Annotated in this window: 30 protein-coding genes; 20 read left to right on the forward strand and 10 right to left on the reverse strand. The window is 64.5% G+C overall.

Annotated features, from left to right (window positions below):
- Window positions 1-24: 24 nt before the first annotated feature.
- On the reverse strand, window positions 25-1,449 hold the full coding sequence (locus tag Mschef_RS09465; protein ID WP_081127863.1) for a dihydrolipoyl dehydrogenase: 1,425 nt from the start codon (window positions 1,447-1,449) through the stop codon (window positions 25-27).
- Window positions 1,450-1,948: 499 nt separating this feature from the next.
- On the opposite strand from Mschef_RS09465, the gene Mschef_RS09470 reads away from it, so the two are divergent.
- From Mschef_RS09470 to Mschef_RS09520, 11 genes are all read left to right on the forward strand, one after another.
- Window positions 1,949-2,605, forward strand: a complete 657-nt coding sequence (locus Mschef_RS09470) for a response regulator (protein WP_081129945.1) — start codon at window positions 1,949-1,951, stop codon at window positions 2,603-2,605.
- A 106-nt stretch (window positions 2,606-2,711) separates the two neighbouring features.
- Window positions 2,712-3,566, forward strand: a complete 855-nt coding sequence (gene folD, locus Mschef_RS09475; RefSeq protein ID WP_081127865.1) for a bifunctional methylenetetrahydrofolate dehydrogenase/methenyltetrahydrofolate cyclohydrolase FolD — start codon at window positions 2,712-2,714, stop codon at window positions 3,564-3,566.
- Between the two features lie 24 nt (window positions 3,567-3,590).
- Entirely contained in the window at window positions 3,591-5,048 is a 1,458-nt protein-coding gene (gene guaB / locus Mschef_RS09480) for an IMP dehydrogenase (RefSeq protein ID WP_081127867.1), read from the forward strand.
- Between the two features lie 131 nt (window positions 5,049-5,179).
- Window positions 5,180-6,775: a glutamine-hydrolyzing GMP synthase gene (guaA, locus tag Mschef_RS09485; protein WP_081127869.1), complete on the forward strand. Its 1,596-nt coding sequence runs from the start codon at window positions 5,180-5,182 to the stop codon at window positions 6,773-6,775.
- Window positions 6,772-7,245: a tRNA adenosine(34) deaminase TadA gene (gene tadA / locus Mschef_RS09490; RefSeq protein WP_081127871.1), complete on the forward strand. Its 474-nt coding sequence runs from the start codon at window positions 6,772-6,774 to the stop codon at window positions 7,243-7,245. The genes guaA and tadA overlap by 4 nt, the downstream gene beginning before the upstream one ends.
- Window positions 7,246-7,395: 150 nt before the next feature.
- Window positions 7,396-7,785, forward strand: coding sequence for a VC1465 family Xer recombination activation factor (locus Mschef_RS18440; RefSeq protein ID WP_081127873.1), 390 nt, complete (start codon window positions 7,396-7,398; stop codon window positions 7,783-7,785).
- Between the two features lie 26 nt (window positions 7,786-7,811).
- Window positions 7,812-7,937, forward strand: coding sequence for a type B 50S ribosomal protein L36 (ykgO, locus tag Mschef_RS09500; protein ID WP_081127876.1), 126 nt, complete (start codon window positions 7,812-7,814; stop codon window positions 7,935-7,937).
- A gap of 178 nt (window positions 7,938-8,115) precedes the next feature.
- Window positions 8,116-8,436 (forward strand): hypothetical protein, encoded by a 321-nt coding sequence (locus tag Mschef_RS09505; protein ID WP_081127878.1) that lies wholly within the window; start codon window positions 8,116-8,118, stop codon window positions 8,434-8,436.
- Window positions 8,436-9,494 (forward strand): agmatine deiminase family protein, encoded by a 1,059-nt coding sequence (locus Mschef_RS09510; protein WP_081127880.1) that lies wholly within the window; start codon window positions 8,436-8,438, stop codon window positions 9,492-9,494. Before Mschef_RS09505 ends, Mschef_RS09510 begins: the two co-directional genes overlap by 1 nt.
- 26 nt (window positions 9,495-9,520) lie before the next feature.
- Window positions 9,521-10,408 carry a carbon-nitrogen hydrolase gene (locus tag Mschef_RS09515; RefSeq protein WP_081127882.1) on the forward strand — a complete coding sequence of 296 codons (888 nt, stop codon included), beginning with the start codon at window positions 9,521-9,523 and terminating at the stop codon, window positions 10,406-10,408.
- Entirely contained in the window at window positions 10,408-11,631 is a 1,224-nt protein-coding gene (locus Mschef_RS09520; protein WP_081127884.1) for a TraB/GumN family protein, read from the forward strand. Before Mschef_RS09515 ends, Mschef_RS09520 begins: the two co-directional genes overlap by 1 nt.
- Window positions 11,632-11,648: 17 nt before the next feature.
- Here the strand turns inward: Mschef_RS09520 and Mschef_RS09525 are convergent, their stop codons facing one another.
- The gene (locus Mschef_RS09525; RefSeq protein WP_136256320.1) at window positions 11,649-12,131 is read right to left on the reverse strand and encodes a DUF3429 family protein; all 483 of its coding nucleotides are present in this window, start codon (window positions 12,129-12,131) and stop codon (window positions 11,649-11,651) included.
- A gap of 266 nt (window positions 12,132-12,397) precedes the next feature.
- On the opposite strand from Mschef_RS09525, the gene Mschef_RS18275 reads away from it, so the two are divergent.
- From Mschef_RS18275 to Mschef_RS09545, 6 genes are read left to right on the forward strand one after another with little or no spacing between them, the layout of a single operon-like run.
- Window positions 12,398-12,526 (forward strand): hypothetical protein, encoded by a 129-nt coding sequence (locus tag Mschef_RS18275; protein WP_276966341.1) that lies wholly within the window; start codon window positions 12,398-12,400, stop codon window positions 12,524-12,526.
- Window positions 12,527-12,568: 42 nt separating this feature from the next.
- A complete protein-coding gene (locus Mschef_RS18280; RefSeq protein WP_276966339.1) occupies window positions 12,569-12,703 on the forward strand; it encodes a hypothetical protein in 135 nt (44 codons plus the stop codon).
- A gap of 13 nt (window positions 12,704-12,716) precedes the next feature.
- Window positions 12,717-12,980 carry a hypothetical protein gene (locus Mschef_RS09530; protein ID WP_081127889.1) on the forward strand — a complete coding sequence of 88 codons (264 nt, stop codon included), beginning with the start codon at window positions 12,717-12,719 and terminating at the stop codon, window positions 12,978-12,980.
- Between the two features lie 13 nt (window positions 12,981-12,993).
- On the forward strand, window positions 12,994-13,365 hold the full coding sequence (locus Mschef_RS09535) for a GntR family transcriptional regulator (RefSeq protein ID WP_081127891.1): 372 nt from the start codon (window positions 12,994-12,996) through the stop codon (window positions 13,363-13,365).
- Complete coding sequence (locus Mschef_RS09540) at window positions 13,362-14,219, forward strand: ABC transporter ATP-binding protein (RefSeq protein ID WP_081127893.1); 858 nt, start codon at window positions 13,362-13,364, stop codon at window positions 14,217-14,219. The genes Mschef_RS09535 and Mschef_RS09540 overlap by 4 nt, the downstream gene beginning before the upstream one ends.
- Before the next feature lie 5 nt (window positions 14,220-14,224).
- Window positions 14,225-15,196 (forward strand): hypothetical protein, encoded by a 972-nt coding sequence (locus Mschef_RS09545; protein WP_136256321.1) that lies wholly within the window; start codon window positions 14,225-14,227, stop codon window positions 15,194-15,196.
- A 60-nt stretch (window positions 15,197-15,256) separates the two neighbouring features.
- Here the strand turns inward: Mschef_RS09545 and Mschef_RS09550 are convergent, their stop codons facing one another.
- Genes Mschef_RS09550 through apbC form a run of 3 tightly spaced genes read right to left on the reverse strand, consistent with a single transcriptional unit; the run spans window position 15,257 to window position 17,361 of the window.
- Complete coding sequence (locus tag Mschef_RS09550; protein ID WP_136256322.1) at window positions 15,257-15,667, reverse strand: hypothetical protein; 411 nt, start codon at window positions 15,665-15,667, stop codon at window positions 15,257-15,259.
- A gap of 25 nt (window positions 15,668-15,692) precedes the next feature.
- Window positions 15,693-16,256 (reverse strand): dCTP deaminase, encoded by a 564-nt coding sequence (dcd, locus tag Mschef_RS09555; protein ID WP_081127899.1) that lies wholly within the window; start codon window positions 16,254-16,256, stop codon window positions 15,693-15,695.
- Window positions 16,257-16,284: 28 nt separating this feature from the next.
- On the reverse strand, window positions 16,285-17,361 hold the full coding sequence (apbC, locus tag Mschef_RS09560; protein WP_081127901.1) for an iron-sulfur cluster carrier protein ApbC: 1,077 nt from the start codon (window positions 17,359-17,361) through the stop codon (window positions 16,285-16,287).
- Window positions 17,362-17,527: 166 nt separating this feature from the next.
- On the opposite strand from apbC, the gene Mschef_RS09565 reads away from it, so the two are divergent.
- Both Mschef_RS09565 and metG read left to right on the forward strand, forming a co-directional pair.
- Window positions 17,528-18,013, forward strand: a complete 486-nt coding sequence (locus Mschef_RS09565; protein WP_425480077.1) for a DUF2147 domain-containing protein — start codon at window positions 17,528-17,530, stop codon at window positions 18,011-18,013.
- Between the two features lie 94 nt (window positions 18,014-18,107).
- Entirely contained in the window at window positions 18,108-20,330 is a 2,223-nt protein-coding gene (metG, locus tag Mschef_RS09570; RefSeq protein WP_081127905.1) for a methionine--tRNA ligase, read from the forward strand.
- Here metG and dinB read toward each other — a convergent pair.
- On the reverse strand, window positions 20,327-21,424 hold the full coding sequence (gene dinB, locus Mschef_RS09575; protein WP_081127907.1) for a DNA polymerase IV: 1,098 nt from the start codon (window positions 21,422-21,424) through the stop codon (window positions 20,327-20,329). The two genes, metG and dinB, sit on opposite strands and share 4 nt — an antisense overlap.
- Window positions 21,425-21,430: 6 nt before the next feature.
- The gene (locus Mschef_RS09580) at window positions 21,431-22,486 is read right to left on the reverse strand and encodes a DMT family transporter (protein WP_081127909.1); all 1,056 of its coding nucleotides are present in this window, start codon (window positions 22,484-22,486) and stop codon (window positions 21,431-21,433) included.
- Window positions 22,487-22,683: 197 nt separating this feature from the next.
- Here Mschef_RS09580 and Mschef_RS09585 point away from each other — a divergent pair, with 197 nt between their 5' ends.
- Complete coding sequence (locus Mschef_RS09585) at window positions 22,684-23,277, forward strand: RnfABCDGE type electron transport complex subunit B (RefSeq protein ID WP_081127911.1); 594 nt, start codon at window positions 22,684-22,686, stop codon at window positions 23,275-23,277.
- 10 nt (window positions 23,278-23,287) lie between these two features.
- Here the strand turns inward: Mschef_RS09585 and accD are convergent, their stop codons facing one another.
- From accD to trpB, 3 genes are read right to left on the reverse strand one after another with little or no spacing between them, the layout of a single operon-like run.
- Complete coding sequence (accD, locus tag Mschef_RS09590) at window positions 23,288-24,163, reverse strand: acetyl-CoA carboxylase, carboxyltransferase subunit beta (RefSeq protein WP_081127913.1); 876 nt, start codon at window positions 24,161-24,163, stop codon at window positions 23,288-23,290.
- 37 nt (window positions 24,164-24,200) lie between these two features.
- Window positions 24,201-25,010, reverse strand: coding sequence for a tryptophan synthase subunit alpha (gene trpA, locus Mschef_RS09595; protein ID WP_081127915.1), 810 nt, complete (start codon window positions 25,008-25,010; stop codon window positions 24,201-24,203).
- A gap of 53 nt (window positions 25,011-25,063) precedes the next feature.
- The gene (trpB, locus tag Mschef_RS09600) at window positions 25,064-26,236 is read right to left on the reverse strand and encodes a tryptophan synthase subunit beta (protein WP_081129946.1); all 1,173 of its coding nucleotides are present in this window, start codon (window positions 26,234-26,236) and stop codon (window positions 25,064-25,066) included.
- Window positions 26,237-26,250: the final 14 nt, after the last annotated feature.

Here is a 26,250-nt window from a genome sequence, read left to right on the forward strand (position 1 = left end):
TGGCGCCTGGTGCCGGTGCTGACCTCAAGGCTGGAAAGCTCGCGCGGCCTTGTTGATGCCCTCGCTGAGCATGGGATGCGGAAAACTGGTGGCCGCCAGCGCGCGCGCATCAAGGTTGCGCTCGAGCGCGAGCGCCAGCGGTGCAATCAGCTGCGCGGCGTCCATGCCGGCGATTTGCGCGCCCAGCAAGCGTGCATCCTTGCGGCTGAACACCAGTTTGATGAAGCCTTGCGTCTCGTCGTAGATCTGCGCGCGCGAGTCGTGCGCGTAGTCATACCGCGTCACGGCCACCGCGCTCGCGCCCAAGGCGTCCTCGGCCTGCGCAGAAGTGAGGCCGGCATGCGCCAGTTCCGGCTCGGTGAACACGGTCATCGGCACCGCGTCGAAGTGCATGCGATCGACCGCCTGCCCACCCGCGGCAATGCAGTGCGCCGCCACCAGGCTTTGTCGCACCGCCGAGTGAAACAGCATGCTGCGGCCGTTGACATCGCCTGGCGCCCACACCTGCGGGTTGCTGCTGCGCAGGGTTTCATCGACGACCACATGACCATGTTCCAGCCGCACACCCAGATGGTCGAGACCATCGGGCAACACCGCCACGCGCCCGGTTGCCATCAGCACCGCATCGCCCTGCACGGACTGTGGCTTGCCGTTTTGCATATAGCGCACGGCATACCCGTCACGCGCGTGTTCGATGGCCGTGACTTGTGCCGACCGTTCGATGCGCACGCGCTGCGCCAGGCTGGCATGCAGAAACTCCGCCAGTTCCGCATCGAAGCCGGGCAGCACCTGCGCGGTGAATTCCAGCACACTGACCGCGCTGCCCAGCGCCTGCAGCATCGAGGCGGTTTCCACGCCGATATAACCACCGCCGATGATGATCAGGTGCCTAGGCTGAGGCAGATCTGCGCCGATCCGAAACAGCTCATGCGAGGTGATGGCCAGTTCCGCTCCGCGGATCGGCAGCCGCGCCGGGCGTGAACCGGTGCCGAGGATCAGATGGCGAAATTCGACCTCCCGCGTGTCGCCGTCAGCGGCATCGATGCGCGCACGATTGGGCGCGACGATCGCGCCGCGCCCTTGCACGAACAGCGCGCCGCCTCGGGCGATTTCCTCGCGGTGCTGCGCGTAGCGCGTGTTCTGCACGCGGTCCTTGTGCGCCAGCACGGCGCGCCAATCGACTGCGGGCTTGTCGCCGCGCAGGCCGAAGTTGCCGAACTTGTCCGCAAGCGCCCGCACCAGCGCCGCTTCGCGCATCGCTTTCGAAGGTACGCAGCCCTCGGCCAGGCAATCGCCGCCGAGATTGCCGATCGGGTCGACCAGCAGCACGCTGTTGCCGGATCTGGCGAGAAAGAATGCCGCCGGATAGCCCGCACCGCCCGCGCCGAGGATCAGCACATCCACAGTGGCAGGCAGGGATTTCAAGGGAGTGAAATCTCCTGGATTCATGGTCGAACTCCTTGGTGCGCGTGCACCTGGCGTCCACGCCGGGGACGCCACAGGCCACGTCGCGATGCTCAACAATGCATCCAGTCTGATCCACGCTGCTTGACCCTGGTCAAGCAGTGTCGTCGTCGTAATCTCTTGTAAACGAACGTGCGCGGGCCCGCGCATGCACCGGATCGGTGATTTGCATCGCATGGAGAGCGGTTTGCAAAACCGCTCCGGCACAGGGATGTACCGCTGCGACGAGCATGCAAGTGCTCGTCGCAGCGAAGATGGCGCAGCTTTGCCGCGCCCGTTCGTTTGCAAACCGCGGCAGGATGCCCGGTTTCGCAAACTGATCCGGAATGCGACGCCGTGTGCCCTCGAACCCGCGGCGTGCATGATCGCTCCAGCGCCGGAATCATCCGCGCACCGGCGCACTTTGCCTGCCGCATGCGCACCAATGCTTGCCAAACGCCCACGCCCTGCCTATGTTGCGAATGGGGAAACAAGAGGGGTGATCATGATCCGCCTGTTGCTCGTGGACGATCACGAACTGGTGCGCACCGGTTTCAAGCTCATTCTCGGTCAGCAATCCGACATGCAGGTCGTCGGTGAAGCAGCCAGCGCCGAGGAGGGGCTGCACCTGATCCGCTCGCTCGCCCCCGATGTCGCACTGGTGGATGTGCACATGCCCGGCATGAGCGGCATCGAGCTGACCGAGCGCGTGATCCGCGCGCAACTGTCCACGCGCATCGTGGTGTTGACCGTGATCAATGACGCGCGTTTCCCGCGCCGCCTGCTGGAAGCTGGCGCGCTGGGTTATCTGACCAAGGGGTGCGCCGCCAATGAATTGCTGACTGCGATTCGTCAGGTTGCCGACGGACGCCGCTATCTGGCACCGGACGTCGCGCAGCAGCTCGCACTGGCCACGCTTGATGGCGAGGGTTCGCCGTTCGAGCAACTGTCCGCGCGCGAAATGGAAGTGGCGATGATGCTGGTGCGCGGCAAGCCCATTTTCGTGATTGCCGAGCAATTGCACCTGAGCCCCAAGACCGTCTCCACTTACAAACAGCGGTTGATGAACAAGCTGGAGGTGGAAAACCTGATCGCGCTGGCGCACCTGATGGAAGCGCACAGCCTGATCGAACCGCGCGCAGGCGCGAGCTCGCCCAAGTAGCCAGGCGCGGGCATGCGAGGGAAGGTTTGCGGCCGTGCGTCGCGGCGCGCGTCGATTTGTCAGCCGTGCGCGGGGCGTGGATAATCGCGTTTTGGTCGGTCATTCCATGAGCGCACGCCTGCTCGACGGTCGCAAGGTCGCCGACGAATTACTGCAACGCATTGCCGCGCGGGTTGCCGTGCGCCGCGCGTCCGGCCACGTGCCGCCGAGTCTTGCCGTGGTGCTGGTGGGGGCCGATCCGGCCTCGGCGGTGTACGTACGCAACAAACGCCGTGCCAGCAAGCAGGTGGGTTTCAGCGCCCGCGACATTGATCTCCCGGCCACGGTCAGCCAGCCCGAGCTGATGGCGCTGATCAGCGAACTGAATCGTGATGCCTCGGTGCACGGCATTCTCGTGCAGCTACCGCTGCCGCCGCATCTGGACGCCACCGCTTTGATCAACCATATCGATCCGCGCAAGGACGTCGATGGCTTCCACGCCGAGAACGTCGGCCGCTTGGCACTGCGCCAGCTTGGTTTGCGCCCGTGCACGCCCAAGGGCGTGATGACGCTGCTGGCACACACCGATCGCCCGGTACGTGGCCAGCATGCGGTGGTGGTGGGTGTGTCCAACCATGTCGGCCGGCCGCTGGTGCTGGAACTGCTGATCGCTGGCTGTACCACGACCTGCTGCCACAAGTTCACCCGTGACCTTGAACATCACGTGCGCGACGCCGACATCCTGATCGTCGCGGTTGGCAGGCCGGCGCTGGTGCCGGGCGCATGGATAAAGCCCGGTGCGGTGGTCATCGATGTGGGTATCAATCGTCTCGACGATGGGCGCCTGATTGGCGATGTCGAATTCGCCGCCGCCGCCGAACGCGCCGCCTGGATCACGCCGGTGCCGGGCGGTGTCGGGCCGATGACCGTGGCCACATTGATGGAAAACACGCTCGAGGCCGCCGAGGCGCTCGATCCATGAATCATCCAGCTTGAGACCACTGCCATGCGCATCCTCACCGAAGCCCTGACTTACGACGATGTTTATCTGGTGCCTGCGTATTCCGAGGTGCTGCCGCGTGATGTTGACATCAGCGCGCAACTGACGCGGCAGATCCGCCTCAACATCCCGCTGGTGTCTGCGGCCATGGACACGGTGACCGAGTCGCGCCTGGCCATCACCATGGCGCAAAGCGGCGGCATCGGCATCATCCACAAGAACATGACGCCGGAGCAGCAGGCCGCCGAGGTGCGCATGGTGAAAAAGTTCGAGGCCGGCGTGATCCGCAATCCGATCACCGTGGCGCCGCACACGTCGATCCGCGAGGTCATGCACATCACTCGCGCGCACAATATCTCCGGCGTGCCGGTGGTCGAGGGCAACCAGTTGCTCGGTATCGTCACCAGCCGCGACCTGCGCTTCGAACGCAAGCATGATGACCCTGTGAAAAACATCATGACGCGCAAGGAAAAGCTCATTACCGTGCGCGAAGGGGCAGGGCACGATGAAGTGCTGGAGCTTCTGCATCGCAACCGCATCGAGAAGGTGCTGGTGGTCAACGACGCTTTCGAGCTGCGCGGGCTAATCACGGTCAAGGACATCCAGAAGGCGCGCGACAATCCGCATGCGGCCAAGGACGCGCACGAGCGCCTGCGTGTCGGCGCCGCAGTGGGCGTGGGCGGCGAAACCGAGCAACGCGTCGCGGCTCTGGCAGAAGCAGGCGTCGATGTGGTGGTCGTGGACACGGCGCATGGTCATTCGCATGGCGTCATCGAGCGCGTGCGCTGGATCAAGCACCGGTTCCCTGGGTTGCAGGTCGTGGCCGGCAACATCGTCACCGGCGACGCCGCACGCGCGCTGGTCGACGCCGGCGTGGATGCGGTCAAAGTGGGCGTGGGTCCCGGCTCGATCTGCACCACGCGCATCGTCGCCGGTGTCGGCGTGCCGCAGATCAGTGCCATCGCCATGGTCGCTGAAGCTCTTGAAGGCAGCGGCGTGCCGCTGATCGCCGATGGCGGGGTGCGCTATTCGGGCGATGTCGCCAAGGCGATTGCCGCGGGCGCGTCCACGGTGATGCTCGGCTCGATGTTCGCCGGTACCGAGGAGGCGCCAGGCGATGTCGAGTTGTACCAGGGCCGTTCCTACAAGAGCTATCGCGGCATGGGCTCGCTGGGTGCCATGCAGCTCGGCTCGAAAGATCGCTACTTCCAGGAAGAATCCGATACCGACAAGCTGGTGCCCGAGGGCATCGAAGGCCGCGTGCCGTATCGCGGCCCGCTGCGCGCCATCGTGCATCAACTGGTCGGTGGCGTGCGTGCGGCGATGGGCTACTGCGGTTGCGCCAATATCGAGCAGATGCGCAGCAAGCCGCAGTTCGTGCGCGTTACCGGCGCCGGCACGCGCGAAGCGCATGTGCATGACGTGCAGATCACCAAGGAAGCACCAAATTACCGCATGGATTGATGCGGCAAGCGCATCGAGCGGCCACAGCGATTCCGGCTCGGGTTCCGGATCGCGACCAACCGGCACCAGCGTGCGAATCGCGGGGCAGGGATCCCGAGTCCCGAGTCCCGAGTCCCGAGTCCCGAGCCCCGATGCCTATCAATATCCACTCCGACAAGATTCTGATCCTTGATTTTGGCTCGCAGTACACGCAGCTCATCGCGCGGCGCGTGCGCGAGATTGGCGTGTATTGCGAGATCTGGGCCTGGGATCACGACCCCGAGGCAATCACGCGCTTCGCTCCGCGAGGGATCATCCTCTCCGGTGGCCCCGAGTCGGTCACCGAAACGGCATCGCCACGCGCACCGCAGGCCGTGTTCAACCTGGGGGTGCCGCTGCTGGGCATCTGCTACGGCATGCAGAGCATGGCCGTGCAACTCGGCGGCAAAGTCGAGAGCGGCCACGCGCGCGAGTTTGGCTACGCGGCGATCGACCTGAGCGCCGTTTCATGCGCGCTGTTCAACGGACTGGATGATCATGCCGATTCGCCGGACACAGCGGGTGGGAGAACCCGCAGGCTGGATGCATGGATGTCACATGGCGATCGCGTCACCATGCTGCCACCGGGTTTCGATCTGGCTGCATCCACGGAGAGCATACCCATCGCCGCGATGCTCGATTCCAAGCGGCGCTGGTTTGGCGTGCAATTCCATCCCGAGGTCACGCACACGCGCCAGGGCGGCGAAATTCTGCGCCGCTTCGTCGTCGATGTGTGCGGCTGCGCGACCGCGTGGACGCCGGCGGGAATCATCGCCGATGCCATCGCATCGGTGCGCGCGCAGGTGGGCACGCAGCGCGTGCTGCTGGGCCTTTCGGGCGGCGTCGATTCATCCGTGGTCGCGGCCCTGCTCAAGCGTGCCATCGGTGCGCAGCTCATTTGCGTGTTCGTCGATACCGGCTTGTTGCGCCTGGCCGAAGGTGATCAGGTCATGGCGACCATGGCCGAGCACATGGGCGTGCAGGTGATCCGCATCAATGCCGCGCCTCGCTTTTTCACGGCACTGGCGGGCGTCAGTGATCCAGAAGCCAAGCGCAAGATCATCGGTCGTCTGTTCGTCGAGGTATTCGATGAAGAGGCCGGCAAGCTCAGCGATGTGCGCTGGCTGGCCCAGGGCACGATTTATCCCGATGTGATCGAATCCGCCGGAGCCAGGACCGGCAAGGCGCACGTGATCAAGAGCCACCACAATGTCGGCGGCCTGCCCGAGCGCATGAACCTCAGGCTCCTCGAACCGTTGCGCGAATTGTTCAAGGACGAAGTGCGACGGATCGGTGTCGAGCTGGGCCTGCCGCACGCCATGGTGTATCGGCATCCGTTCCCGGGGCCTGGGCTTGGGGTGCGCGTGCTGGGCGAGGTTCGTGCCGAGTATGTCGCTCTGCTGCAGCATGCCGATGCGATTTTCATCGAGGAGCTGCGCAAGGCTGGTCTCTATGACACGATCAGCCAAGCCTTCGCGGTATTTCTGCCGGTGAAATCGGTCGGCGTGGTGGGCGATGGTCGTGCCTACGAATGGGTGATCGCGCTGCGCGCAGTGGAAACCATCGATTTCATGACTGCGCGTTGGGCGCGTCTGCCCTATGAATTTCTCGAACTTGTTTCTTTGCGTATAATCAATGAATTACGTGATATTTCTCGCGTTGTTTATGATATTTCCAGCAAGCCGCCCGCAACGATTGAATGGGAATGAGCGCGTTGCCCGACTGGAGCGCTGATGACCAGCGCTGGATGCTGCGTGCGCTCGAACTAGCCCGTCACGCCGAGGATCAATTTGGCGAGGTTCCAGTCGGCGCGGTGCTCATTCTAGATGGCGAAATGATCGGCGCTGGCTGCAATCGCAGCATCATCGACCATGACCCCAGTGCTCATGCCGAGATCGTGGCGCTACGCGATGCCGGCCAGCGCCTGCGCAACTATCGGTTCACCGGCACCACGTTGTACGTCACGCTGGAGCCGTGCGCCATGTGTGCCATGGCCTTGATCCACGCGCGTGTCGCACGCGTCATCTACGCCGCGCCCGATCTCAAGACTGGCGCGGCCGGAAGCGTCTTCGACACGTTGATTTCCGCGCGCCACAATCATCGCATTGAAGTACGGCAGGGCTTGCAGGCCGACACTTCAGCATTGCTCCTGCGTGATTTCTTTAGGCAACGCCGTTGAGGTGCCAGTGGGTGCGGTAATAAGCAATCATATAATTTTACATAATATGCATATGCGAAAGTCTGCACAGGGCGGCACGGACCCCGGAAAGCCGGCGCGGCACGTCCGGCCCGCCGCCTCTGGCACGTCAGCCCGGAAGGCTTCGGCGAGCTGCGCCGGTCCTGCCTGCTGAGCCGGCAAGCGGCGGCGGACTTCCTCGGCGTCAGCCTGCGCACCGTGGCCTACTGGGAGGCCGGGCGCTGCCGGGTGCCGTGGTCGGTGGTCCGGCTGCTGCGCATCCTGCGCTTGGGCGATCTGGGCGCACTGTCGCGGGACTGGGCGGGCTGGACCCTGCACGCTGGTGCGCTGCACAGCCCGGAAGGCCGCGCCTTCACGCCTGCCGAATCGGCATGGTGGGCGCTGCTGCTGGCGCAGGCGCGCGCGTTCCGGGGGTGTAGGGCGGCAGCCCCGCGAGGCCGCAGGCCGTCCAGGTCAATGCAGCAGATTCTCACAGCCCAGCCCTTGTCTATCGCTGGTCAATTTCCTATGATTGCGGGCTAATGCTCGTTCCGGGCTGGAGCTGTGTCATGAAAGTATTGTCCTCGCTGAAATCCGCCAAGGCGCGTCATCGCGATTGCAAGATCGTGCGTCGCCGCGGCAAGGTCTTCGTGATTTGCAAGAGCAACCCGCGTTTCAAGGCGCGTCAACGCTGAGCGGCAATCTCACGGATACGCATGATCGGGGCCGCGCAAGCGGCCTCGATCGTTTCGCGACTTGTGTGGTCGATGTGCGCGCAAGGCCTTGATGCGCGAACTCCATCGCTGCATTGCCGTGGCACATCTGCTAAATAGCACGCGTGGCGCCCGTCCTGGCGCTTGGGGAGGATTAACCATGATGCGTCCAATTGCATTCCTGGGGCTGTGCGCGGCATCGACCCTGTTGATGATGTCGGCCGCAACGCATGCCGACACACTGCACACGCAGGTGCGACTCGAGAAGCATATGGATCTGCCGTCCGGCGGAATGAGCATGGCGCAAGTCGAGAGGCGTTTCGGCGCGCCCGAGCGCAAGTTGCCAGTGCGCGGCGGCGGCAGCCGCTGGCAACCGCCGATCCATCGCTGGGTGTACCCGGGCTACATTGTGTATTTCGAGCACAAGATCGTGATCCACAGCGTGGCCGATGCCCCCGCGGGCGAGCGTCCGGTGCATTGATGGTTGATCGGGCTTTGCGCTGGCCTGCTGAGTGGGAGCCGCAGGCCGGGGTTCTTGTCGCCTGGCCGCACGCACAAACCGACTGGGCGGCGCGTCTGGCTGCGGTTGAGTCCAGCTACACGGCACTCGTCTGCGCCATCACACGCCACGAACGCTGCCTGATCTGTGTGGCTGATGCCGGGCTGCAGGCGCGCGCGCAGAACCTTCTGGTTGCGGCTGGTGCCCAATTGCAGCGCATACAGTTCGTCCAGGTGCCCTACGATGACACGTGGCTGCGTGATTCCGGCCCGATTGTGCTGCGCGACCAATTGGGCGACGAATTGGCATATGAGTATGCCGATTTTCACTTCACCGGCTGGGGCGGCAAGTTCAGCGCCGAGCGCGACGATGCCTTGATCCAGCGGCTGCTTGAACAAGATGTCTTCGTATCAGGCCGCCATGTTCCGCACGATTTCGCGCTCGAAGGTGGCGCAATCGAGGGCGATGGCGCCGGGACGCTGTTGACGACCTGGCGCTGCCTGCATCAGCGTCATCCGCAATTGGACCGTGATGCGCTGGATGGCATCCTGCGCAAGGATCTCGGCGCGCAGCGCATACTCTGGTTGCAGCACGGCTATCTTGAAGGCGACGATACCGACGCGCATATCGACACGCTCGCGCGTTTCAGCCCTGACGGCGGCATCGTGTTTCAAGCCTGCGATGATCCGAGTGATGCCCACTACGCCGAACTCGGCGCAATGCGCGACGAACTCGCCGCACTGCGCGACGCGCAAGGCCGCCCGTATCGTTTGCATGCCCTGCCCTGGGCGCGGCCGATCCGCGATGGCCAAAGGCGTCTGGCGGCTTCTTATGCAAACTATCTTGTCATCAATGGCGCCGTACTGGTGCCTGGCTACGACGACCCGGCTGATGCACAAGCAACGCGCATCATCGGCGCGGCGCATCCAGGTCGCAGTGTGGTGCAGGTTCGCTGCCGTGCGCTGATCTGGCAGAACGGCAGCCTGCACTGCGTGACCATGCAAATCCCCGCTGGCGCGTTACGCGGGCCCGCAGGCTAAACTTGCGCTTTGTCCGCGAGTTTTCCATGCGTCGCACTCCATTGAAGCTGGCGCTGTTGCAACAGCGCGATCACGGCTCGGCTACCGCCAATCTAGAGGTTATTGCTGCGGAACTACGCGTCGTCGCGGCAGCGGGAGTGGAACTGGTCCTGCTGCAGGAATTGCACAATGGCGCGTATTTCTGCCAGCACGAGGCCGTGGCCGAGTTCGATCGCGCCGAGCCTATTCCTGGTCCAACGACTGAATTCCTCGCCAGTCTGGCTGCCGAATTGCAGCTCGTGATCGTGGCCTCGCTGTTTGAGCGGCGCGCGCCGGGGCTTTATCACAACACGGCTGTCGTGCTCGATAAAACATCAGGAATCGTCGGCAAATACCGGAAAATGCACATACCAGACGATCCTGGATTCTATGAAAAGTTCTACTTCGCGCCTGGCGACCTGGGCTTCGAGCCCATCCAGACTTCGGTCGGAAAACTCGGCGTACTGGTGTGCTGGGATCAGTGGTATCCAGAAGCCGCGCGGCTGATGGCCTTGGCGGGCGCCGACGTGTTGCTCTACCCCACCGCCATCGGCTGGGATCGTGATGACGCCAGCGCCGAGCAGCAACGCCAGCGCGAGGCATGGATCACCGTGCAGCGCGCACATGCCATCGCCAATGGCGTGCCGGTGGCGACGTGCAACCGTGTTGGCTTCGAGCCGCAGCCAGAGGGCGCGGGGGGCATCCAGTTCTGGGGCAGCAGTTTTGTGTGCGGTGCGCAGGGCGAGCTGCTGGCCCAGGCTGGCAGCGAACAGCCCGAACGCCTCGTGGTGCAAATCGATCTGCAGCGCAGCGAGGATGTGCGCCGCATCTGGCCGTTTTTGCGCGACCGGCGCATCGACGCCTACGGCGAGATTCTGCAGCGGTATCGTGATTGATGGACACCCCCCTCCCCTCCAGCGATACGCCACCAGCTTTGCCCGCGCAACCCATCGCGCGGGTCGAGCGCTGGGGCGTGGAGTTCGTGCTGCTGGGTACGGCGCATGTATCGCGGCACAGCGTCGATGCGGTGCGCGCGCTGCTCGAAACCGAGCACTTCGACGCGGTGGCGGTCGAGCTGTGCAGCAGTCGTGCCGCAGGCTTGCGCGATCCAGAACAGATTCGACAGATGGATCTGTTCCGCGTGATTCGCGATGGCAAGGTCGGCATGGTCGCGGCCAGCTTGGCACTGGGCGCGTTTCAACGCCGCCTGGCCGAGCGTTTCGGCGTCGAACCGGGTGCCGAAATGCTGGCCGCGATGGACGGCGCCGACGCGCGTGCGCTGCCGTGCTGGCTGATTGATCGCGAGGTCGGCACGACACTCAAGCGCGCCTGGCGCAATGTCGGCTTCGGCGAGCGCATGCGCATACTCGGCAGCCTCGGTGCCAGTGTGTTCGGCGGTGAGGAAACCAGCGAAAAGGACATCGAGGCGCTCAAGCAAGGCGACATGCTTGAAGATGCTTTCGGCGAGTTCGCGCGCGATTCCGCCACCTTGTTCCGCAGTCTGATCGGGGAGCGCGATCGCTTCATGGCGGCCTCACTGCAACAGCAGGTCGAACGCGCGCCACAGGTGCGCCGCGTGCTGGTGGTGATTGGTGCTGGGCACTTGGCTGGGCTGTCGCAGATGTTGCGCGAAGGCGAATGGCAGGCGCAGCGCGAGCTGCTCGAGCTCAATCGCATCCCGCCGGCATCGCGCTGGCCGAAATGGATCGCCATCGGCATGGTGCTCGCGCTATTCGCGGTGATCGCCTATGCGTTTTTCAGGAGCCCCGCGCTGGGTTTCAGCACCCTGCTTGACTGGGCCCTGTTCACCGCGGGGTTGGCCGCGCTGGGCGGCATACTGGCGGGTGGGCACCCATTGAGCATTCTGGTAGGAGCCGTGGTGGCGCCGTTCAAGCCGATCCGCATCCTGCCTCCGGGCGCGTTCGCGGCAATGACCGAACTGCTGCTGCGGCGCCCGCGCGTCGCCGATTTCGAAGCCCTGAAGGGCGATCTGGTGCGCTGGCGCGGTTGGTGGCGCAATCGCGTAGCGCGCATCCTGCTCTTGTTCATGCTGGTCAATCTGGGCGCGCTCGCTGGTGAGTACATCGCCGGCATCAAGATATTGCGCGCGGTATTTTGAGGCGTTTGCGGCACAGCTCAATATGGCGAGCGCAGGTAGAGCACCGCCGCAAGCGCCAGATGCAAGCCCAACACGGCTAATGAAATCACCACGCGCAAGCGCCTGAAAGCAGATGGCCATGCCGTATCGCCCGCATCGCGCCGCAGCCACACCGCAAAGCCCATGCCGGTCATGGCAACCGCCAATGGAATCCATACCGGCACCAGCAAAAGCGCGGCGAAGCCAAGCAGGCCGGGAATAACCGCCTCGATCAAACGCGCGGCATCTTCGTTCAAGGCCAACGCCCTGCCCCAGCGCATGCCACCCACAAAGCTCAGAACGAGCGCGGCATAGAGCTCAAACACGATGGCGCCCGCCATCCAGTGCGTCGTGGGACTCGCGGCGTAAATCAACGCCGCCAGCAGTGGCAGCAGCCCAGCCAGGCTCAGGGTCCATGCCATGCGCATCGGCGCATTCACGCTGTCTGCTGTAGCAGACGACGGTGGCTTCGGTGCGTTCATGCGCAGATCCGTCAAACGGCGCTAGAGCATAGACGAAGCGCGCATCAGCGCAGCATGCGCAAGGCTTGCCGATTCCGGCGCTGCGCACGGCGCCATGACGGATTGATTCTGTGTATGGGCCCGTCCTAGATGACTGTGAGGCGTGCTGTCAAGTTTTGATACTGAACAGCAGATAAACAGATCCGAGCATCAGCTTGACCTCTTCTGACATGGTGATATAGTTCAATACAACACCACTTTAGCAACTGACCAAAACGGAGCGCCGCATGAACATCAAAACCATCCGCACCCTCGCTGTATTGGCCTCGATTCTGATGACCGTGGCCATGCTCGCCGGCGTCCGCGCCGGATTTCAGGTGGCGCCGATCCATGCGCCGCATGCCTTGGTGCGCTGACCAATCGCCCGGTCGCGCATCGAATCACCCTCGGAGTTGACCATGAACCTGTCCAGGATCGCCATCATCACCGCCGCCACATTCATCACCCTGCTGCTGCTGGCCGGTGCACGCAGCGGCTTCAGCGGCTACACCGTCGCCGTGCACACGGCCACGGCCAACACGCAACCGGTTTGAGTGAGGCACCGCCATGCACGTTAAAACCGAAGTCTATGCCGCAGTCGCCGCGGCCGCCCTGTCCGCGCTGACGCTGCTGGGTGCGCGCGCTGGTTGCAACATGGGCGTGATGCACCATCCTGCGCGCAGCGTCGTTGTGACCACGACGCAGTTGCCCGAAGTGGCCATCATCTCGCTCGCATCTTCGCGATCGAGTGACACGGCCGATCGCGCAGGCGCCGGACTGGACACGGGCATGCCCTACTATTCGTTTGCCCAACGCAGCATCCGTCTTTGATGAGCACGCGCCCATGACCGTCACCTGGAACGACAACGTCCCGATCTACCGCCAACTGCGCGAACGCGTCGTGGCGATGATCCTCGACGGTGCCCTCAAGGAAGGCGATGCATTGCCTTCGGTGCGCCAGGTTGCGGCGGATTTCCAGATCAACCCGCTCACGGTCTCCAAGGCTTATCAGGAACTGGTCGATGAGCAATTGGTGGAAAAGCGCCGCGGTTTGGGCATGTACGTCGTCGATGGCGCGCGCGGCAAGTTGCTCGGCAGCGAGCGCGAACGCTTCCTGCGTGACGAGTGGCCGGCCCTGCTCGAACGCATTCAACGCATGGGCCTGGATGCCATCGCCCTGCTGCAGACTGGCGACCACAAGGAGAATGACCGATGAGCGCAATGATCGAGGCGCATGGCCTGCGCAAGCAGTATCGCAACACGGAGGCGCTACGCGGCATCGATTTCAGCATCGAGCCAGGGCGCATCGTGGGCCTGATCGGCCCCAACGGCGCGGGCAAGACCACGGCGTTGAAGGCCATTCTCGGCCTGACCGATTTCCAGGGCGCGCTCAACGTCCTCGGACACGATCCGCGCATCGGCCGCGAACACATGATGCAGGAGGTCAGCTTCATCGCCGATGTGGCGGTACTGCCGCGCTGGATCCGCGTCCATCAAGTCGTCGATTTCGTCGCCGGCGTGCACCCGAAGTTCGACCGCGCGCGCTGCGAGGTCTTTCTGGCACGCACGAAAATCCTGCGCACCGCGCGCGTGCGTGAACTGTCCAAGGGCATGATCGTGCAACTGCATCTGGCCCTGGTGATGGCCATCGATGCACGCCTGCTGGTGCTGGACGAGCCCACGCTGGGCCTTGATCTGCTGTATCGCAAGCAGTTTTACCAGAGCCTGCTCGAGGATTACTTCGACGAGCAGCGCACCATCCTGATCACCACGCATCAGGTCGAGGAGATCGAGCACATTCTCAGCGACGTGATGTTCATCCGCGATGGTCGCATCACGCTGCAAACCGACATGGACAGCCTCGGTGAGCGCTATGCCGAAGTCATGGTCGCCGCCGAGCACGCCGACGCCGCGCGCGCCATGAAGCCACTCAGTGAGCGTAGCGTGTTCGGCAAGAGCGTTTATCTGTTCGACGGCGTTGAACGCCAGCAACTGCAGGCGCTGGGTGACGTGCGCCGGCCTTCGCTGGCCGACATCTTCGTGGCCACCATGCAGGGCTCTTACACATGAACAACATGATCTGGCTGGTGAAGCGCGAATTCTGGGAACACCGCGGCGGGTTTTTCTGGGCACCTTTTTGGACCGGCGTGGCGGTATTGGCGCTGACCCTGCTCGGCCTGCTCGCCGGAGAAGTGGGGCTGATGGTGCATGGCGCGCATGGCACGTTCGAGGTCAACGGCGTTACAACAAACCTGCAAGAAATGCTTGCACACGTCGGTCCGCAGCAAGTCGAACAGGTGGCCAAGGCGCTGGCCGGTTCGCTGTACTCGTTGGACGCTGTGTTCACCCTGGTTATCGGGATCGTGCTGTTTTTCTATCTTCTTGGCGCGCTGTACGACGACCGGCGCGATCGCAGTGTGCTGTTCTGGAAATCGCTGCCGGTCTCCGATGCAGCCACCGTGACCAGTAAAGCCCTGATGGCCGTCGTGCTGATTCCGCTGCTGGTGTTCGCCATCTTTCTGTGCACCTGGCTGTTGCTGATGCTGGTGATGAGTGCCGTCGTGTTACTGCATGGCGGCAGCCCATGGCAGTTGATCTGGGGCCAGAGCAACCTGCTGCCGTTGCTGACGCTGCAGATCGCGGCATTGCCCGCACACATGCTGTTGTCACTGCTCACGGCGGGCTGGCTGTTGCTGTGCTCCGCAGCGGTGCGCAGCAAACCTTTTCTGTCGGCAGTGTTGATTCCGATTTTGGTCGGCATAGCCAATGGCTGGATCGGCTTGATGGGCGTGCCCACTGTGTCGTCCCATCTGCTGTGGGGAGAAGGCATCAAGCGCCTACTGCTCGGCACCATCGTGGGCCCGGCGAACACGATCGTCGCGGAGGCCGCCTTCGGCAGAGACCGAGGATTCGTGGTGGACTGGAGCACCACCTGGCGCGGCGTGGCCGATCTCTACGCCACACCGGGGCTGTGGATCGGCGCTGTGCTCGGCATCGTGCTGATTGCTGGTGCGGTGTGGTTCCGGCGCCGTAGCAGCGAGGCATGAACACGACCGCGCCGATGGCAAGGACCGGCGCCCGCATCCGGCGTGCCGGCGCCACAATTGCTATTTCTTCTTGTCGTCCGGATGCGCTTGTGCGTTGACCAGTGTCAGCTTGCCATCGAGATCGGCATAACCGGTGAAACCGAAAGTCACCTGCAGACCGGCGAACCAGCGCAATTGCGAGTCCTTCACGCTGGACTCGGAACTCGGCTTGAGCAGGACGGTCTTCGGCAACTTCTTGCGTTCGTCGAGATAGCGAAAGTGGCTGGCCAGGTCCTCCGGCGAGAGCAAGGCGCCATCGAGCAGGAACTGGCCGTTCTTGTAGGACTCCAGCACCATGTCGTAGTGCAGCGGCACATTGGCGACCACCGGCCCGCCGGAGCGCACATTGCCGTTGCAACCGGCCAGCAACAAGGTGACGGAAAGAATGCCTGCAGTCAGCGCGGCACGAATAGCAGTTTTACGGTGACTCATCGAACGAACTCTCCGGTGACAGGGTTCAAGCGCGCGGCAGTGTAACGCCCTTCTGCCCCTGGTATTTGCCGCCGCGGTCGCGATAACTGGTGGCGCAGACCTCGTCGGATTCCAGAAACAGCATTTGCGCCACGCCTTCGTTGGCGTAGATTCGTGCCGGCAGTGGCGTGGTGTTGGAAAACTCCAGTGTCACGTGCCCTTCCCACTCCGGTTCCAGTGGCGTGACATTGACGATGATGCCGCAGCGCGCATAGGTGCTCTTGCCCAGACAGATGGTCAGCACGCTGCGCGGGATGCGGAAGTACTCCACGGTTCGCGCTAGGGCGAAGGAGTTGGGCGGGATGATGCACACCCCGGCCTGGATGTCGACAAAGCTGCGCGCATCGAAGGCCTTCGGGTCGACGATGGTCGAGTTGATGTTGGTGAAAACCTTGAACTCATCCGCGCAACGCACATCGTAGCCGTAGCTGGAGGTGCCGTAGGACACGATGCGCTGGCCATTGGCCTCGCGCACCTGGCCGGGCTCGAACGGATCGATCATGCCCTGCGCGGCCATGCGGCGGATCCAGTGATCGGACTTGATGGACATGTGCGTCTTCCGAAGGCAACGGGGCGGTTTATTCGACGACGATCTTGGGAAACGCGATGGCCTTGTTCAGCGCCTGCTGCGCCAGATGCGCGGTGGTGCGGCGCGCAATCTCGCGATAGCGTTGGGCCAGGTCCGAATCCGGCTGGGCGACCACGGTTGGCACGCCGGCGTCCATCTGCTCGCGGATGCGGATGTCCAGCGGCAGTGCGCCCAGCAGAGGCAATTGATAGTCGCGCGCCATGCGCTCGCCGCCGCCGGCGCCGAAGATATGCTCCTCGTGGCCGCAGTTGGAACACACATGGGTGGCCATGTTCTCGACGATGCCCAGCACCGGCACCGAGACTTTCTGGAACATCTTCAACGCACGCATGGCATCGAGCAGGGCGATGTCCTGCGGCGTGGTGACAATCACCGCGCCCGATACCGGCACGCGCTGCGCCAGGGTGAGCTGGATATCGCCGGTGCCCGGCGGCAAGTCGATGATCAGGTAATCGAGGTTGTCCCAGGCCGTGCCCTGCAGCAGCTGCATCAGCGTCTGCGTGACCATTGGGCCGCGCCAGATCATCGGCGTGTCCTCGCTCACCAGCACGCCGATGCTCATCACCTGCAGACCATGCGCCTGCATGGGTTTCAGGCGCTTGCCGTCGGGCGACTCTGGCTGCCCGGACAGACCCAGCATGCGCTGCTGGCTGGGGCCGTAAATATCGGCATCCAGCACGCCCACCTGCGCGCCTTCGGCCGCCAGCGCCAGCGCCAGATTGGCCGATACCGTGGACTTGCCCACGCCGCCCTTGCCCGAGGCCACCGCGATGATGTTCCTGACCCCGGCCAGCGGCTGCAAGCCTTGCTGCACGCCGTGACTGCGCACGCGCGTGGTAATGGACACACTCACCGCCTGCAAACCCTCGGCCTGCGCGGCGGCACGCACGGTCTGTTCCAGTTCCGGCCACCAGCCCTGCGCCGGATAGGGCAGTTCCAGTTCCAGCGCGACGCGCGTGCCATCGATGCCCACGGCACGCACGAACTCAGCGCCCAACGCGCCACCGCGGTGTGGATCGAGCAACGCGGCCAAGCGCTCGTGCAAACGGGTTTCAGCAGCAGACATCGCCAGACTACCTCGCGTGAAGACCACGAGTATGCCAGAGAGCCGCGCATCGCCATGCGGCGTGCGGCGATGCGGCTTGACGCCTGCGCACGCGACTTGCAGGCTCGCACGACCTTCTGCGGAGATTCGCCCCATGCGTATGCTGCGTTCATTCGGATGGCCGGCCATGGCCGCGATGCTGCTGGTGCTGTCGGGTCTTGCCGGGCAGCGCGTACTGGCGCAAACCGCGACGCCGGCCGATATGTCCCCGGTTGGCATCTGGAAGCAGATCGACGACAAGACCGGAGAAGCCAAATCGCTGATCCAGATCAGTGAGACCAACAGCGAGTTGACCGGCAAGGTGCTCAAGGTGCTGAAGTCAAGCAAGGGTCCCAACCCGCTGTGCGACAAGTGCTCGGGCGCGCTCAGGAATCAGCCGGTCAACGGCATGGAAATCTTGCGCGGCATGAAGCCCGATGGCTCCAGCTGGAGTGGCGGCACCATCCTTGATCCGAAATCGGGCAAGACCTACCGTTGCGACATGCGGGTCATCGACGGCGGCGCCAAGCTCAAGGTGCGCGGCTACATCGGCTTCTCGCTGTTCGGGCGCACCCAGGTGTGGCTGCGCGAATCCACGCACGTCGCGCCAGCAAGCAGCGCCACGACCGAATAACCTCCACTGCAGCGTCCTCGCGTTGTGCTTGTGACGCGAGGACGGATGTGGCTGCATGGCATAATCGGCGACCGTTCCGGCCATCGTCATCGCCATGAGTCGTCGTTCGCTGGTCACCTGCGCCCTGCCCTACGCCAATGGCCAACTGCATCTGGGCCATCTGCTGGGCTATGTCCAGGGCGACATCTGGGTGCGCGCGCAGCGCATGGCCGGCAACACCGCATACTTCGTTTGCGCCGACGACGCCCATGGCACGCCGATCATGCTGGCGGCCGAAAAGGCCGGCGTCGCGCCCGAGGCGTTCATCCGCGACATCCAGCGCAGCCACGAGCGCGACTTCGCCGACTTCGGTGTCGCCTTCGATCATTACCACAGCACGCACAGCCCCGAAAATCAGCAGCTCGCCAGTCTGATCTACACCCGCCTGCGCGATGGCGGCCACATCGCCCGGCGTTCGATCCAGCAGCTCTACGATCCGGTCAAGGGCATGTTCCTGCCCGACCGCTACGTCAAGGGCACCTGTCCGCATTGCAAATCGCCCGACCAGTACGGCGACAACTGCGAAGTCTGCGGCAAGGCCTACGCACCGACCGACCTGATCGAGCCGCGCTCGGTGATGTCGGGTGCGACGCCGGAGCTGCGCGACTCGGAGCACTACTTCTTCAAACTGGGCGATTTTCGGGATCTGCTGTTTCAATGGGTCGGCGGCGCACCGGTTGGCCTCGAGAACGGCCGACTTCGCATGACCGCAACGGTCGCCGCAAAACTCATGGAATGGATCGACGGCGGCCTGCGCGACTGGGATATCTCGCGGGACGCGCCCTACTTCGGATTTCCCATTCCCGACGCGCCGGGCAAGTATTTCTATGTCTGGCTGGACGCGCCGATCGGCTACCTCGCCAGCTTCCGCGCGCTGTGCGACAGCGAGCACGGCCGATCGCTCGGCCTGAAGCCCGCCAGCTTCGGCGAGTTCCTCGGCGCCGGCAGCGTGACCGAGCTGCACCATTTTCTGGGCAAGGACATCATCAACTTCCACGGCCTGTTCTGGCCGGCGATGCTGCACGGCGCCGGCTATCGCGCGCCGACGGCGCTGCACGTCAACGGCTACCTGACCGTCAACGGCGCCAAGATGTCCAAATCGCGCGGTACTTTCATCCAGGCGCGCACCTACCTCGACGCGGGCCTGGAACCGGAGTACCTGCGCTACTACTTCGCCAGCATGCTGGGCCCGGCGCCGACCGACGTCGACCTCGATCTCCTCGCCTTCGAGGAGCGCGTCAACTCGCACCTGGTCGGCAAGTGGGTGAACATCGCCAGCCGTACCGCAGGCTTCGTGCACAAGTTCTTCGACGGCCGCACAGCAAGCAACTTTTCAGACGCCGAGCAGGAACTTTGGAACAAGCACCTGAAGGTGAACCTCGGTTATGTGGCGCACAGAAGCCCATATGCCGGCAGCTCGACGGGCTATTACGAAGACGGCGACTTCGCCAAGGTCTGCAACGGCTTTGTACTGATGGCCGACATGGTCAACGCCTACATCGCCGAGAAGGCGCCTTGGCAGATGGCCAAGGACGAGTCCAAACGCGCTGAACTGCACCAGGTCTGCACCTTCGCGCTTTCGGCTTTCCGGCTGCTGGCCGGCTGGCTCAAACCCATCCTGCCGGCCACGGTCACCCGTGCCGAAGCGTTCCTGGATGCGCCGATCGAGGATTTCGACGACGCCGCGCGGCCGCTGCTGGACCACCGCATCAACGCCTTCACGCCGCTGCTCGGCCGCATCGACCGCAAGCAGGTCGCGGCGATGGTCGCGGCGTCCACCGAATCCCTGCAGCCGCCAGCACCCGGCTCCGAACCGAGGGCACGACCGATGAACTCGCCTCCCGCTTCCGCATCTGCGAACGCCGGCCGCACCGGTCCCGGATCGCCGCTCCCGGACCCCGGCTCTTCGACCCCGATTCCCGAGTCTCGCGTTGCGGGTCCCGGCCCTTTCATATCCATCGACGACTTTGCCAAGCTCGATCTGCGCATCGCCAGCGTGCTGGCTTGTGAATTCGTGGATGGCTCGGACAAGCTGCTGCGCTTCGAACTGGACGCCGGCGAACTGGGCAAGCGTCAGATCTTCTCCGGCATCCGCGCCGCCTACGCCGAGCCAGAGAAACTGATTGGTCGCAAGGTCGTGTTCATCGCCAATCTGGCACCACGCAAGATGCGCTTCGGCGTGTCCGAGGGCATGATCCTGTCTGCAGGCAGCAGCGGCAATGATCTGTTTCTGCTCGATGCCGATAGCGGCGCGCAGCCGGGCATGCCGGTGCGCTAAGCGTCGGATTCGTCGCGCTCGGGGCCGAACAAATCAGGCTGCGTGGTATCGGCGTCGACGAAACCAGAGAGTCCCACTCCGACCAGACGGTAGCGCGTGGATGTCGGCAGTTCGACGCGCGCGCGCAGTTGCAGCGCCGTCCGCACCAGCGCCACTTCGGATTGCGGTGGCAGCACGCCGGTGTGGCTGCGCGTGAGCGTGCGGAACTGTGTGGTCCTCAGCTTGAGCACCACGGTGCGCGCGATGCGGTCCTGCTCGCGCGCATGCGCGGCCCAGACTTTCGCCGCCAGCCGCGCGATGGGCGCATCGAGCTGATCTAGGCACAGGTCTTGCGCGAAGGTATCCTCGGCGGAGATCTGCAGCGTGGGCCGCTCGCTGCGCACCGGGCTGTCATCGATCCCCAGCGCCAGTTCATGCAGGCGCCGGCCCCAGCGGCCGAACTGCTGTTCCAGCTGCTGCATGTCCAGCGCACGCAAATCAGCCACGCGACACACGCCGATCCGCGCCAGTTTTTGTTCCATCACCTTGCCCACGCCGGGCAATCGCGCCACCGGCAACGGCGCTAGAAAGTTTTCCGCTGCAGCCGGCCTGATCACGAACAAGCCGTCCGGTTTGCGCCAGTCGGAGGCGATCTTGGCCAGAAACTTGTTGCATGCCACCCCCGCCGACGCGGTCAGCGCGGTCTCCGCGCGAATCGTGGCGCGAATGTCCGCAGCCATCGCCGTGGCGCTGGGAAACGCGTTGCGCGGTGCACTGACATCGAGATAGGCCTCGTCCAGCGACAGCGGCTCGACCAGCGCCGTGTAGCGCGCGAAGATCGCGCGCACCTGTTGCGAGACGGCGCGATAACGCGCGAAATCGGGTGCCACGAACACTGCTCCGGGGCACAACCGCTCCGCGCGCGCCGCCGGCATGGCCGAGCGCACCCCGAACACACGTGCCTCGTAGCTGGCCGCGCACACCACCGAGCGCGGCCCGCGCCAGGCCACCACCACGGGTCGCCCGCGTAGCGCCAGATCGTCACGCTGCTCGACGGATGCATAAAACGCATCCATGTCGACATGGATGATCTTGCGCGGAACGCCCGTGGTCATGCCGGATCAGTGCCGATGCCGGTGATGCGTGTCCGGATAGTGCGGATGGCTGTGGCTCAGCGATTCATGCGCGTGTGGATGGGTATGCGGCTCGTGCCCGTCCCACTTGAAGTCATGCGTGTGCTGATGGTGGACATCGTGATGATGGCGATGGTTATGCGAAAACGTCACGTGCGTGTGCGCATGGTCGTGACGCTCGCTGGCGTGCAACCACACGCCGATCGCCATCAATCCGCCCGCCAGCAACAGTGCAAGGCTGCCGTGTTCCGCGAACATCACCAGCGCCAACGCGGCGCCGAGGAAAGGCGCGGTGGAAAAGTACGCACTGGTTCGCGCCGTACCCAGGTGCCGCAGGGCGAGCACGAACAGAACCAGGCTCAGGCCGTAGCCGATGAACCCCAGCACCGCTGCAGCCAGTAGCGGCAACAGATGCGGCAAGCGATCGCCGATGGCCAATGCGATACCCATGTTGAGCGTGCCCGCGATAGCGCCTTTGATCGCCGCGATTTGCACGGGGTCGCTGCCAGCCACTGCGCGCGTGAGATTATTGTCCAGCGCCCAGCACAGGCATGCGCCGGTGATCGCCAAGCCGCCCCATGTTGCGCCCATCCCGCCCGGGTGTTGCCACGACAGCACCATCGCCCCCGCGACAATCGCCAGCATGCCCAGCGCCACGCGTCGATCCACATTTTCGCGGAATATCACCCACGCCAGCAGGGCGGTGAGCACACCTTCCAGATTGAGCAACAAGGCCGCGGTCGCGGCCGCGGTGCGCGCCAGACCCAGCATCATCAGCAATGGCCCGAGCACCCCGCCGAAAAGCACGGCACCCGCCAGCCACGGCACATCGCGGCGCGTCAGCGCAGCTTCGACGGGAACCCGGTTGCGCACGCGACCCAGCGCCATCCACGTCAACAAGCCCATACCCGATCCGGCATACAGCACGCCGGCCAGCAGCACTGGCGGCATGCTGCCGAGCAACATTTTGGCCAGCGGCGTGCTGATGCCGAACAACGCGGCAGCAGCGAGTGCCTGGGCGATGCCTTGCGGGAGCGGTCTCATGCGCGACACCAGAGTGGGTGATGCCAAGCCTGTTTGCGGGTCTGGATATTCTGGCACCTGATCCGCCGCGGATGGGTCATGGGCTTGAACCAGTGGCCAATTCCGCCACGCCAGCAATGCGCGTGCGGTCCTGGGCCCGTGATTGCACAATAATCCGCATCGGCTTCCACCTACAGATGCGCGTACCTGCCCGGCTCATGTCTATCGATCTCGCCCTCGTCGATCGTCTCGATGCGCTGTTGCCACAGACGCAGTGCGGACAGTGCGGCTACGGCGGCTGCATGCCCTATGCCGAGGCCATGGCGCGAGGCGACGCCGCGCCCAACCGCTGCCCGCCCGGCGGCGACACCGTTATTGCCGCGCTGGCGGCCGCGCTCGGCCGGTCGCCACTGCCACCGGAGTCCGCATGTGGCGCACACAAACCGCGCACACTGGCGTATATCCGCGAAGCCGAGTGCATCGGCTGCACGAAGTGCATCCAGGCGTGTCCGGTGGACGCGATCGTCGGTGCGGCCAAGCGCATGCACAGCGTAGCGGCGGCATGGTGCACCGGCTGCGAGTTGTGCGTGGCGCCCTGCCCGGTCGATTGCATCGAGCTGCTGCCGCATGCGCTGCCGCGCATGACGCAGGAGGAGTCCGACACCGCGCGCCAGCGCCATCAGGCGCATCGAGTCCGCCTGCAGCGCAGGCAGAACGATCAGGCGACCGGTGCCGTGGCGCCCGAAAACACGGCGGCGCAACTGCTGGCGGCGGCACTGGCGCGCGCCAAGGCGCACCCGCCGTCGATCTGAGCGGCGAGCCTCAGGCGCAATCGCGTGCCGGCTGGCGCTGCAGCAACGCCAGCAAGTCGGCAATGCGCTGACGCTGCTGGCGGCGATCGAGAATCATGTCGATGGCGCCATGCTCAAGCAGGAACTCGGAACGCTGAAATCCTTCGGGCAAGGTTTCGCGCACGGTCTGCTGGATCACGCGCGGTCCGGCGAAGCCGATCAGCGCCTTGGGCTCGCCGATGTTGATATCGCCCAGCATGCCCAGGCTGGCCGAAACGCCGCCGGTCGTCGGATGCGTCAGCACCGAGACATAAGGCAGCCCGGCCTCGCGCAGGCGTGCCAGCGCGGCCGAGGTCTTGGCCATCTGCATCAATGACAGCAGGCCTTCCTGCATGCGCGCGCCGCCGGTGGCGGAAAAACACACCAGCGGGCAGTGCAGTTCCAGTGCGTGTTCGGCAGCACGCGCGAACTTTTCACCCACGACCGAACCCATCGAGCCGCCCATGAAGGCGAACTCGAACGCCACCGCCACCAGTGGTTGCCCGCACAAGCTGCCACGCATGGAAATCAGCGCATCCTTCTCGCCAGTCGACTGCTGCGCGATAGCGATGCGCTCGCGGTATTTTCTGGAGTCGCGGAAGCCCAGCGCATCGACCGGCGTCACGCCGGCATCCAGCTCATGGCTGCTTTCGGCATCCAGGAACACCGACAGTCGCATGCGCGCCGACAGCGGATGGTGATGGCTGCACTTGGGGCAAACCATCAGGTTACGTTCCAGCTCGGGCCGATACAGCGCGGCGCCGCAACCCGCGCATTTTTCCCAGACGCCTTCGGGCACCTTGCCGCGCGGCGCGGCGCGACGCTCGCGCTGGGCGCTGCCGGGGACGAGTTTCTGCAACCAGCTCATGCGGGACTCCTGGAGTATGGACCGATGCGGGCGCCGCTCAGGCCGCCTTGCGCGCATCCAGCGCGGCGCGGATCGGCGCCAGAAAATCGCGCGCGCGCGCGCAAACATCGGCGGCATCGCCACCACCCTGTAGCCGCTCGACCAGCGCGCTGCCGATGACCACCGCATCGGCGAAATCAGCGATGGCCAGTGCGCCAGCGGCATCCTTGACGCCGAATCCAACGGCGACAGGCAATTGTGCATGCCGACGCAATGACAGGACTTGACTGGCGATCGCCGCCGCATCGGCACGCGCCGCACCAGTGACGCCGGTGATGGAGACGAAGTACAAAAAGCCCGCCGCGCGCGCGGCCAGATCGTGCGCGCGCGGCGTGGTGCTGGTCGGTGCCAGCAACCGGATCAGATGCAGATCCCGAGCCTGCATCTGCGCGCACAGGGTGGCATCATCCAGCGGACAGTCCACCAGCAGAATGCCATCGACGCCGGCGGCGGCGGCTTCATCGATGAAGTGTTCGACGCCGCGGATCTCGATCGGATTCAAATAGCCCATCAGCACGACGGGGGTGTGCGCATCGTCGTGGCGGAAGGCGCGCACCATGTCCAGCACCTGCGTGAGTCCGATCTTGCGCGCCAGTGCGCGCTCGTTGGCACGCTGGATTACCGGGCCATCCGCCATCGGATCGGAAAACGGCATGCCCAGCTCGATCAAGTCCGCGCCGGCATGTACCAGTGCGTGCAGCAGCGGCACCATCGCGGCGGGATCAGGATCGCCTGCGGTGACAAATGGAATCAGCGCGGTGCGCGCGGCTGACTTGAGTTGCGAAAAACGCTGATCGATACGATTCATGTCGGATTATGCGGAAAGTGGCCGGGAACGCACATGGGCTTTGCGCGCAGTGATCACAGTGCGATCCCTTCGCGCTGCGCGATGGTATGCACGTCCTTGTCGCCACGGCCGGAGAGATTGCACAGCACCAGCGCGTCACGCGGCAGCTCACGCGCCAGCTTGATGGCCTGGGCCACGGCGTGCGCCGATTCCAGCGCGGCGAGGATGCCCTCGCTGCGCGCGAGCAGATGAAACGCGTGCATCGCCTCGACATCGGTCACGCCGACATACTCGGCGCGGCCGGTGTCCTTGAGAAACGCGTGCTCGGGGCCGACGCCGGGGTAGTCGAGACCCGCCGAGATCGAGTGCGTTTCGGTGATCTGGCCATCGTCGTCGCACAGCACGTAGGTGCGATTGCCATGCAGCACACCGGGCCTGCCAGCAGCCAGCGAAGCCGCATGGTGGCCCGTGGCCAGGCCCTCGCCCGCGGCCTCGGCGCCCACCATGCGCACATCGCGATCGTTGAGGAAAGCGTGAAACAGTCCGATCGCATTGGAGCCGCCACCCACACAGGCCGTCAGTACATCGGGCAGGCGCCCGTATTCATCCAGCATCTGCGCGCGCGCCTCGCGTCCGACCACGGCGTTGAAGTCGCGCACCATCATCGGATACGGATGCGGCCCGGCTACCGTGCCGATGATGTAGAACGTGTCGCGCACATGGGTCACCCAGTCGCGCAGCGCCTCGTTCAGCGCGTCCTTGAGTGTCTTCGAGCCGGAGCTGACCGGCACCACGGTCGCACCCAGCAGCTTCATGCGGAACACGTTGATCGCCTGGCGCGCGATGTCGGTCTCGCCCATGTACACCACGCATTCCAAGCCGAGCCGCGCGGCGACGGTGGCGCTGGCCACGCCGTGCTGACCGGCACCGGTCTCGGCGATGATGCGCGTCTTGCCCATGTGCTTCGCCACCATGGCCTGGCCCACGGTGTTGTTGATCTTGTGCGCGCCGGTGTGGTTGAGGTCCTCGCGCTTGAGCAGGATCTGCGCGCCACCGACCTCGCGCGACAGACGCTCGGCGTGATAGATCGGGCTGGGCCGACCGACGTAGTGTTTCAGGTCGTGGGCCAGCTCGGCCTGGAACGCGGGATCATCGCGCAGCTTCAGGTAGGTCGCGGAGAGTTCGGCCAGCGGCGCGATCAGGGTTTCGGCGACGTAGACGCCGCCGTAATCGCCGAAGCGACCCATGGCGTCGGGGTAGG

This window comes from Metallibacterium scheffleri, assembly GCF_002077135.1.
GTDB lineage: Bacteria > Pseudomonadota > Gammaproteobacteria > Xanthomonadales > Rhodanobacteraceae > Metallibacterium > Metallibacterium scheffleri.